The sequence below is a fragment of the Clostridium sp. 19966 genome, from assembly GCF_032335695.1.
Taxonomy (GTDB): Bacteria; Bacillota; Clostridia; order Clostridiales; family Clostridiaceae; genus JACTOJ01.
This window is the reverse complement of sequence record NZ_JACTOJ010000019.1, coordinates 96707-106389: the sequence shown is the minus strand read 5'-3', so window position 1 is coordinate 106389 and position 9683 is coordinate 96707. Positions and strand designations below refer to the sequence as shown.

The 9683-nt window shown below is 30.5% G+C and carries 9 protein-coding genes and 1 tRNA gene; 6 read left to right on the top strand and 4 right to left on the bottom strand.

Annotation, left to right across the window (positions count from 1 at the left end):
* The first annotated feature begins 146 nt into the window (after nucleotides 1-146).
* Nucleotides 147-617 (top strand): hypothetical protein, encoded by a 471-nt coding sequence (locus IAI10_RS17945; protein ID WP_315674683.1) that lies wholly within the window; start codon nucleotides 147-149, stop codon nucleotides 615-617.
* Between the two features lie 80 nt (nucleotides 618-697).
* Here IAI10_RS17945 and IAI10_RS17940 read toward each other — a convergent pair whose 3' ends face one another.
* From IAI10_RS17940 to IAI10_RS17930, 3 genes are all read right to left on the bottom strand, one after another.
* A complete protein-coding gene (locus tag IAI10_RS17940) occupies nucleotides 698-1639 on the bottom strand; it encodes a tyrosine-type recombinase/integrase (protein ID WP_315674682.1) in 942 nt (313 codons plus the stop codon).
* Between the two features lie 124 nt (nucleotides 1640-1763).
* A tRNA-Gln gene (locus IAI10_RS17935) sits at nucleotides 1764-1839 on the bottom strand.
* Nucleotides 1840-2126: 287 nt separating this feature from the next.
* On the bottom strand, nucleotides 2127-2663 hold the full coding sequence (locus tag IAI10_RS17930; RefSeq protein ID WP_315674681.1) for a CYTH domain-containing protein: 537 nt from the start codon (nucleotides 2661-2663) through the stop codon (nucleotides 2127-2129).
* A gap of 262 nt (nucleotides 2664-2925) precedes the next feature.
* Between IAI10_RS17930 and IAI10_RS17925 the strand changes: the two genes are divergently transcribed.
* Together IAI10_RS17925 and IAI10_RS17920 are read left to right on the top strand one after the other, a co-directional pair.
* The gene (locus IAI10_RS17925) at nucleotides 2926-3435 is read left to right on the top strand and encodes a hypothetical protein (RefSeq protein ID WP_315674680.1); all 510 of its coding nucleotides are present in this window, start codon (nucleotides 2926-2928) and stop codon (nucleotides 3433-3435) included.
* Nucleotides 3436-3451: 16 nt separating this feature from the next.
* Nucleotides 3452-4483, top strand: a complete 1032-nt coding sequence (locus tag IAI10_RS17920; RefSeq protein ID WP_315674679.1) for a nucleoid-associated protein — start codon at nucleotides 3452-3454, stop codon at nucleotides 4481-4483.
* Nucleotides 4484-4571: 88 nt separating this feature from the next.
* On the opposite strand, the gene IAI10_RS17915 is transcribed toward IAI10_RS17920, so the two are convergent.
* Nucleotides 4572-5978: an aminopeptidase gene (locus tag IAI10_RS17915; protein ID WP_315674678.1), complete on the bottom strand. Its 1407-nt coding sequence runs from the start codon at nucleotides 5976-5978 to the stop codon at nucleotides 4572-4574.
* Between the two features lie 325 nt (nucleotides 5979-6303).
* On the opposite strand from IAI10_RS17915, the gene IAI10_RS17910 reads away from it, so the two are divergent.
* From IAI10_RS17910 to IAI10_RS17900, 3 genes are read left to right on the top strand one after another with little or no spacing between them, the layout of a single operon-like run.
* Entirely contained in the window at nucleotides 6304-7266 is a 963-nt protein-coding gene (locus IAI10_RS17910; protein ID WP_315674677.1) for a MoxR family ATPase, read from the top strand.
* 14 nt (nucleotides 7267-7280) lie between these two features.
* Nucleotides 7281-8396 (top strand): DUF58 domain-containing protein, encoded by a 1116-nt coding sequence (locus IAI10_RS17905; RefSeq protein WP_315674676.1) that lies wholly within the window; start codon nucleotides 7281-7283, stop codon nucleotides 8394-8396.
* On the top strand, nucleotides 8393-9676 hold the full coding sequence (locus IAI10_RS17900; protein ID WP_315674675.1) for a hypothetical protein: 1284 nt from the start codon (nucleotides 8393-8395) through the stop codon (nucleotides 9674-9676). Before IAI10_RS17905 ends, IAI10_RS17900 begins: the two co-directional genes overlap by 4 nt.
* The last annotated feature ends 7 nt before the right edge of the window (nucleotides 9677-9683 follow it).

Here is a 9683-nt window from a genome sequence, read left to right as displayed (position 1 = left end):
TTGGATATATGAATCAAGGTAAGTAAAAAAATTATTACTAATGATTATTTATATGCATTTGATATTATAACAAAAATATGTATTGATTTACAAAAATGGACATGCTATTATGATAATAAAGTATAAAATGTAATATGGGGGGAAATATGAAACTTATTAGAAAAAAATCGCTTTTATTATCAATAGCACTAGCATTTATATTTATCTTAAATTTTGCAGTGCCGACTCATGCATCTTTAGTATGGAGAACTACGGATTCCTATCATCTTTATTCATATGGATATGGAGATTCTAGTTATCAAGAATCAAAAACTTTTTATTGTGGTTCAGGAGCACTTACTTATGATATTCGAATATATGACGTTAATGCTACCTCGTTTTGTAATACCATAAGTATTGATTTAATGGATTCAAATAATCAAGTTGTGCACCATAAATATTTATATGCATCTGATGCACATTTTGATAACAATGAAAAATCTTGGAACTGGACATTAACATCTATACCATTATCATTTGGTAATTACCATGTTCAGGTAAAAACATATTTTATTGATGAAGATAATCCATATGCCATTGATACAATGGTAATTTCTATGCATGACGGGTTATTATAATTGCTTCTTTAACTAACAAAATAAAATTTTTATATAACCATAAAGGGTATCTTTGTTTTGAAGATACCCTTTGTATTAATTTATTTTTTTAGTGTAAGTTTAGTTCTTTTATCAGAGAGCTGTTCTAAAGGATTAAAGGTGTCGAAGTCTTTTTTTAAGTCATCTGAAAACATATTGACATACTCTTTTACAATATCTATAGAGGAATGACCAAGCAATTTTTGAAGACGAAAAATATCTCCACCAGATAATATCCATTTTTTAGCAAAGGTATGCCTAAAAAGATGCACGGATGTTTTAGTTATACCTCGGCTAAAATTATATTGTCTAATTGTATGTTCAAATCCTGTTTTAGTGAACTTAGTACCAGTTTGGGAACAAAATAGATAATCAGAAGGTTCACCTTTTCTATATTGAAGATATTCTAGGAGTATTTTTGTAAGTGTTTTCGACATAGGAATAATTTGCTGCTTTCTATTTTTAGTAACTTTAAGAGCAATGGTCGCATTTTCAAAATCTAAATCTTCTATTTTTATGTTAATAATAGAAGATAAGCGATTGCCAGTGGAAATTAAATAATTAATTAGAACCCAATTTCTATAAGTAGTAAAGGAACATTTTTTTAAATTGGGTTTTTCTAATAGTAATTTTAATTCTGCATCAGTGTATGTTTCTTTAATTTTTTTCTCGCATTTTAATATCTCAATAGTAAAACTAGGTATATACTCTAGTTTCATACAATAATATAAAAAGCCTCTTAAACTTCGTAGCCTTGTATTTAAGCTAGTAGTATTCATATTTGAGTTAGATGAAAGATGAATAATATAATCATTTATTGTGCTTTTATTAATTGATGAAATAAGATTTTTTTCATCATAAAAATTTATAAATGATTTATATCCTTCTTCATAATAAGTTAGTGTATGCTTTGACAAATTCCTTACTCTACAGTTAAGGATAAATTCATCAAAAGCATCACATATTTTTTTATTTTTTAAATCTGCTTTCATTTTAATTTTCATTTTTTTACACTCTCCCTTTTTAGAGTGCCAAAAAATATTGGCACATGCTTAGTAAAATTTTTATCCAAAAGCATGTGCCTTTTTCTTTAAAATAAAAAAGACTTAATCGTCATTAAGTCTTTTTTGGCTGCCCAAGCTGGATTCGAACCAACACAGTGCCTGCTCCAGAGGCAGGTGCCTTACCATTTGGCTATTGGGCATTAATTATTTTGTTTTATTTTGTCGTGCTCTCTTGCTGACAAAAACTATTATATCATGTTTATAATAAGAGTCAATGAGTTTTATTAAAAAAAATCAATTAAGAATATTAAGACAATTTTAACCATATCTTTTATATCTTAATTTTTATCTCTTACTTGTTACTTATAATTTGCAAATTACCAATTAACTAGTTATATAATTATCAAGGGCTCGGCTGAAATCAGGTGTGCTTCAATATGGAATAGAGAAGCAATAATGAGCCCTAAAAAATGTCATTTGAAATTAACTAAAGACCTCTTTCCTTCAAAATTTCATATATTGTTTTAGAAGTAGTATCTTCCAGGGTGTAGCCAAGAAGCTCTACTAATTCAAGAAGTTCTTCCTCTTGGTTTGTTTCAATCTCTATATAAGGAAAAGGACAGAAATCTTTATCATTTATATCTATTTCTACAAGAGAATTTTTATATTTATAGCTCTCTCTATATTTTTTTATGGATTCAACTAAGGTAAGTCCTAAGGACAAAAATATTTTTTCTCCAGTTGAAGCAGAATCTATAATAACTTCATTTTCATCCATTACTTTATATTTATCTTGGCTCAGCATCTTCTTTGTGGTCATATAGTAAACATCCTTATCATTTAAAAGATCCTCTATTATCCGTATTCTGGCATAACCTTTTTCTTTTAACAATCTTCTGTCGGGAAAATCATAAATATTGTTAACTTGATTCTCTTTTTTTACATTGGAAGCCCCAAGCCCTTTCATTTTTTCTCTTATAAAGTCTACGTCAATATCTAATATCCTGGTTTCGATTTCATTCATAAACTATCAATCCTTTCATAAATTCCATTTTTAATAAGCTATTTAAAATAAGTGTTGCTTTTTACAATGATTTAAAATATGACCTTTTGGTATATGCTACAATATTTAAAAGCTATAGGAGATAAATGTACCAAATTTATATATGTATTTATATTTATCTTTAAAATGGAAGTCTGCTTTGATATAATTAATAGAGTTAGTAGTATTATATCATAATTAAGTGATATAAACGCATTTTCGTTGAAAGGTAGGTAATATATAAATGGATAATTTCTATGAGCAATTGGTAAAAACTACACCAGCAAAGGCCTACGGTATTGCCAATGGATTGTTGTATGTATTTGCGATTTTTGCAGCAGTTTTTCTATCTACTGGTAGGGTAGGAGGGATAATTTTAGCGGTTATATTTGCGGCGTTAACAGCAGCTGTATTTTATTTTAAGAAGTATTTGTATGCGGAGTACGAATATAATTTTGGAGCGAGTGAAATCGACTTCGATGCCATATATGAATTAAAGAAAAGAAAGAGACTTATAACAATTAATGTAAAAGATATAGAACTTTTAGCACCAGCGGACAGCGATGTGATAAAGGATTTTTCAAATAAGCCTAGCAAAATAATGAACTTGTATCCTAAAGGTTGCGAAAACAGAGTATATTCTGCTATAGTAACAGGAGGAACTAAAAAGGTTACTATTAATTTCACCCCAGATGAAAAAATGATTGATTTATGTTTTAGAGTTAATCCAAAGGCGGTGAAGAAAAACTTATAAACTGTGAGGTGTTTTTATGGAATATGTAAGCGAAATAAGCATAATGGAAGCGGTTGTACATATTCTGGACGTTAACTCAGATGAACCTGTTTTAAACGAATACCATCTTGATTTAAATGAAGATGTATACAAATTTGTGCTTAAACATGTTGAACGAACTCTGAAAGATGAGGAGCTTAAATACGCATTTTTCAATGATGGAAGAGGAATAGTAAAAGAGCTTACTCAAGAGTATTTAAATGGGCAGAATGATTTAATTACCATATCCAAAGAACTATCAAAGAATTTATTTTACTTAATGAAAAGCAACAGCAATATACCTTCTTGTGACCTTATGACGGTGGCCTTTACTACAGAGTATGGACCTATGCTTGGTATTATAAAAATGGATTATGTAAAAAATTATATTCACAAAATTGATTTTGTGGAAGATAAGATGAATATAAGCATAATACCTCAAGATACAGGACTGCCTGTAAGTGCACAGAGAATTCAAAAATGTGCGTTTATTAAGCAAATAAAAGAAGGTATGAACTTTCATCTTATGGTTATAGATAAACAAAGCAAAAACAAGGATGAAGATTATGGCTCTAATTATTTTATTAATAGCTTTTTAGGCTGCTATTTTATAAATAATGAGAGAGATATGACAAAAACTTTGGTGCAGGCTGCGGAGAATTGGACAAGAGCCAACGCAGCAGATGACGCAGTAAAAGCAGAAGGAATAAGAAGCACCCTTAAGAAGAAGCTTAAGGAAGAGGATACAATCCAGTTAAATGAGCTTTCAGAAAGCCTATTTTCAGATGAAGCTGACAAGGAATCCTTTAAGAATTTTGTAGGCAGCCAAGGCATAGACAACGATGTGGTAGTTGATAAAAACTGGGTTGAAAAGAAACTAAAGAGGGTAAGGCTTAAAATTGATAAGGACATAGATTTATATATAAATGAAGAAACCTATCATGATAATTCTAAATTTGAAATCGTAAGAAATGGTGATGGAAGCATAAATATGGTTATTAAGCACGTAATAAACTATATAGAAAAGTAATAGGCTATGCTTTAAAAGATATTGATAAAGGCTTTGATTCATTAAAATAATAGGATGTATTTTAAGAGATACATCCTATTATCGTTTATTAAGCTTCTTTTAGGAAAGCTTCATAGCCTTTTTCAGTTTCATAAATATCAGCTTTGCTGCATATTTCCCAAGGAGCGTGCATGTTTAATACTGGAACTCCGCAGTCTAGCACCTCCATGCCATAGGCTGCTAATATATAAGCTATAGTGCCTCCGCCGCCCTGATCAACTTTTCCAAGCTCACCTGTCTGCCAGGCCACAGAATGCTTTTCCATTATACTTCTTATTTCTGCTATAAATTCAGGGTTTGCATCATTTGAAGCATACTTGCCACTGGAACCTGTATATTTGTTAAAGACAATGCCTTTTCCGAAAAAGGAAGTATTATTTTTTTCTGTTACACTAGGAAAATTTGGGTCATAGGCAACACTTACATCGGAAGATAACATCTTTGAATTAGCTAAAGTTCTTCTAAGAGATATAGCGCAAAATCTTCCAGAACAATTTATCAATTCAGCTACTGCATTTTCAAAAAACTTCGACTGCATACTGGAAGCACCAACACTGCCTATTTCTTCTTTGTCAACAAATAAAGCCACGCAAGTTTTATCTGGTATGACTATGTTTAAAATAGCTTCAAAGGATGTAAAAGCACACACTCTGTCATCGTGACCATAAGCCATTATCATACTTCTGTCTATACCATATTCTCTAGCTTTTCCCGCAGGTACCACCTCTAGTTCTGCTGAAGTGAAGTCTTCCTCTGTTATACCATACTTTTCATTAAGAATTTTTAATATATTTAATTTTACTTTATTTTCTCCTTCGCTGTCTTTTAAAGGAATGCTGCCGATTAGAACATTGAGATCTTCGCCTTCTATACCCTTAGCAAGAGTCTTCTGCAGCTGATCTTTAGCAAGGTGAACTAATAGATCTGAAATGCCGATTACAGGATCGTTATCATCTTCCCCAATAACTATATTTACTAAAGAACCATCTTTCTTAGCTACTACACCATGAATAGCCATAGGAATGTTCACCCACTGATATTTTTTGATTCCTCCATAATAGTGAGTATCAAACATAGCAAAGTTACTTACTCCATCTTCGTAAAGTGGATTTTGTTTTAAGTCAATTCTTGGGGAGTCCACATGAGCTCCAAGTATTTTAAGACCATTTTCAAGTGGCTCCTGGCCAATAACAAAAAGTGCAAGAATTTTATTTTTGTCAACTGCATATATTTTATCTCCAGGTTTCAAACTATCACCGGATTTTATTATTTTATTTAAATTTTTAAATCCATTAGTTTCAGCCGTTTCCACAAAAGTGGATATACATTCTCTTTCAGTTTTATTATCTGACATGAAGCTGATATATCTCTTTGATAGATCTTCTAAAGCCTCATGATCCTTTTCTGTATAGTTATTCCAAACTATATCATATTTTTTAGTTAAATCCTCTGTCATAACGTACCTCCAAATTATAATGTATAACTTTTCTTTTATTATATTGTACATTTTTAGAAGAAACAATGTAGAATGTTGTAAACAAATATATATTTTTTTGAAATACCTACGATTATTACAAGAAAAATTAATTAAATGTGTAAAATATTAAGCCCATTAATTTTAAATTGTTAAAAAGCTCTATATTTATTTTATTAGGCAAAATTACAAAATATTAGATTTCCTGCTTTTATTAATAAAAAGAAAAAATATTTAAACCTTTACGTGGTATAATAAGGATAAAATGGCTGAAGTTTATTAGAATATTAAGATGGGAAGTGCTAACATGAAATTCCAAGAAATAAGTGAGCTATGTAAAAAAATTAAGGAGAATATATCAAAAGTTATAATAGGTAAAAACGAAGTTTTAGATGTTATGATGGTCAGCATAATTGCAGGAGGACATATACTTCTAGAGGATGTGCCAGGTACGGGAAAAACAGTAGTTGCGAAATCTTTAGCAAAATCCATTGATGGAAATTTTAAAAGAATACAATTCACACCTGATTTGCTGCCGTCAGATATCACAGGAATTAATTATTATAATCAAAAACTAGGAGAATTTACTTTTAGACAGGGACCTATTTTTACAAATATTTTATTAGCAGATGAAATAAATAGGGCCACTCCAAGGACTCAATCTGCTTTGCTTGAAAGTATGGAAGAAAAGCAGGTTAGCGTTGAAGGAGAGACCTATATGCTAGACAAGCCTTTTTTAGTAATAGCTACTCAAAATCCAGTAGAAACTCAGGGAACTTTTCCTTTGCCAGAAGCTCAATTGGATAGATTTTTTGTAAAGCTGAAGATGGGGTATCCAAGCCTAGAAGAAGGAAAGCAAATACTTAAAAGGTTTATGGACAAAAATCCTATGGAAAGCATAGTAGCTGTTTGCAGCAAGGAAGAGATTATTGAAGCAGCTAACAGTTATCAAAGCGTTCATGTGAGTGATGATATTATGGAATATATGATTAAAATAGTGCAGGCTACTACTAATAGTGACAATATTCTTTTAGGAGTAAGTCCAAGAGGAAGCTTAGCCCTGCTTAAAGCCTGCCAGATTTATGCTGCCATGAATGGAAGGGAATATGTAATTCCTGATGATGTGAAGCATATGTGCCCCTTTGTTTTGGCTCATAGAATAATCATAAGAGACAGCTTAAGCTTAAGAGGAACTAATTCTAGTAAAATATTAATGGATATAGTGAATTCCGTAGAAGCGCCTGTTGAAAATTGGACTAAGTCCAATTAAGTCAGGTGATACCTATGAGAATATTATTATTTTTTTTATTGCTTATTTTAATATACCTTTTTCAGCAAAATATATATTTAAAAAAATGTTTTGAGAAGGTGGCAGCAAAGGCGGAATTTGAATCCAAGGGTGTATTTGAAAAGGATGAAACAGACATAGTAATAACAGTGTCAAACGATAAACTTATGCCGCTGTGGTGGCTTGGAATAAGTTATCTAGCAAACGAAAGCTTTCTTTTTGAAAGTGATGAGGGATTTGTGGCTGGAGAAAATCATAGAAAAGATTTAGCTTTTATTATGTCATATGAAATATTTAGGAAAAAGTACAGGGTGAAAGCTAACAAACGAGGATATTATACTCTACATGATTTTGAACTTAGCAGTGGAGATATTTTTGCCGAATATAAGGAAATAAAAAAATTTTCGGTAGAATCCTGCATATATGTTTATCCTGGGATTATATCTGAAGATGAATTTAATATCAGCTTAAAAAAACTAAATGGCGATATAATATCCAAAAGGCAGATTATAGAAGACCCTTTTGAATTTAAAGGTATAAGAGAGTATTCACCTTTTGACAGTATGAAACAGGTTAATTGGAAAGCTACGGCCAGGACAGGGGAACTAAAAGTAAATAATTACTTTTCAACTAATTCAGGTAAAATAACAATAATGATAAATATGGAGAAATTCAACCAGTGGGATTTGGATGAAAACATAGAAGAATCAATTAGGATAGCTGCTACGCTAAGTACAAAGTATATAAAGGAAGGCATTGAAGTAGAGGTGCTGACTAATGGCTGTGACAGGGTATCTCAAGAAAAAGTAGAGATAAGTGTTGGGAAAAGTATAAATAAGATTTTTTACATATATGAAGCTTTAGCTAGACTGGACATAAAAAATATGAGCTTGAATACAGAGGATTTTATTGACGATGCGGTGAAATTTTCAAGATTAGAAAGCAATATAATATTTATATCTCATTACTATAATGATAAAATTGCAGAAAAGATAAATCTATTAAAATATAAAGGCTTTCAGATAAAATGGATTGTTCCGGATTTTGATATAAAAAATATAAAACTTGAAAATGTTGAAGATTTATATGCATGGGAAGTGAAGATGCTATGAAGAAGGAAAAAACATATAATGTGAATATTGTTGCAGTAAACTCCAGCTGGATGAATGTAAGCTCCAGTAAAAGCTTCTATATTGAGATTATGGAAACCTGGCTGAATTTTGTTGTTATAGCATCAATAATGCTTTCTATAGCTGGAATAAAGTATATTGGGCAAATTTTTACAGCTTTTATCTTGATGCTTATATCCCTTGGGGCAAAGAGGAAAATAAATAAAATAACCTATTTCACACTGTTCAATGCAGCGTTAATAGTCATTGCAGTCTGTATAGCTCCTAACATTTATGACAAAGCTATTTATGGTATATTATTGATATTTCAATTTATCAATGATTTCAGAAATAAATATGATCCGAAAGTAAACTTTTTTGGCTTCACTAGAATATATTTTGATGTTGTATTTTTTACTCTGCTGCTTTTTGCTTCTTATGGAGCAGGAATCTACGGCATAAGCAATATAATAACCTTTTTAGGCTGCTTAAATATTTTATTAGAGTTAATTTATATTCATATCACAAGGACAGATAATCTAATGAAATGGGAAACTAATTATGCTAAAGCATTTTCAAATAGAATATTTAAAATGAAGTTAGCTATGTCATCAATAGTAGCTGCAGTAGTATGTTTTATGGCTGTAGTTATGTATTTAAGCGGATTTTTCTCTCTGGCGGATATGCTTCAAAAATCAGTGCTTAGCATGTTCAATGTTAATGAAAGATATCAAGAAAATCCTAAATCTCAGGATATTTCACAGACCAAGGGGACTGAAAATATTGATTGGGGCAAATTAGCAAATCAATCTTCTAAAAAATCTCCGATTTTAGATTATCTATGGGTAATTGTAAAAATAATTATAATAGCGGCAGTAGCATGTTTTATAATATACTTGCTTTGGATGCTTATAATAAATATAAGGCAAAATTATATGGAACTTAATCTTAAACGGAAAAATGAAGAAAGAGAAAGCACCTTAAAAACAGAAAATATAACTTCACGAATGGTAAAAAATTTAGATGCAGTAAGCGAAAAAATAAGGGATATGTTGAATCTAAGCAACGACAAGAAAATAAGAAAAATATATTATAAGCTTGTGCTTAAAAAGAGAAAAAGAGAAAGTATCATACTTAATAGCGATACTCCTCTAGAAATAAAAAATAAATTAGCTGATGAAGAAAATACACTAAATACCTTAACAAAAATGTATGAAAAAGCTAGGTACAGCAATTCAGAATGCAGCAATGAGGATGTAGAAAAAATAAAGAAACTTTATTAAAGAGACT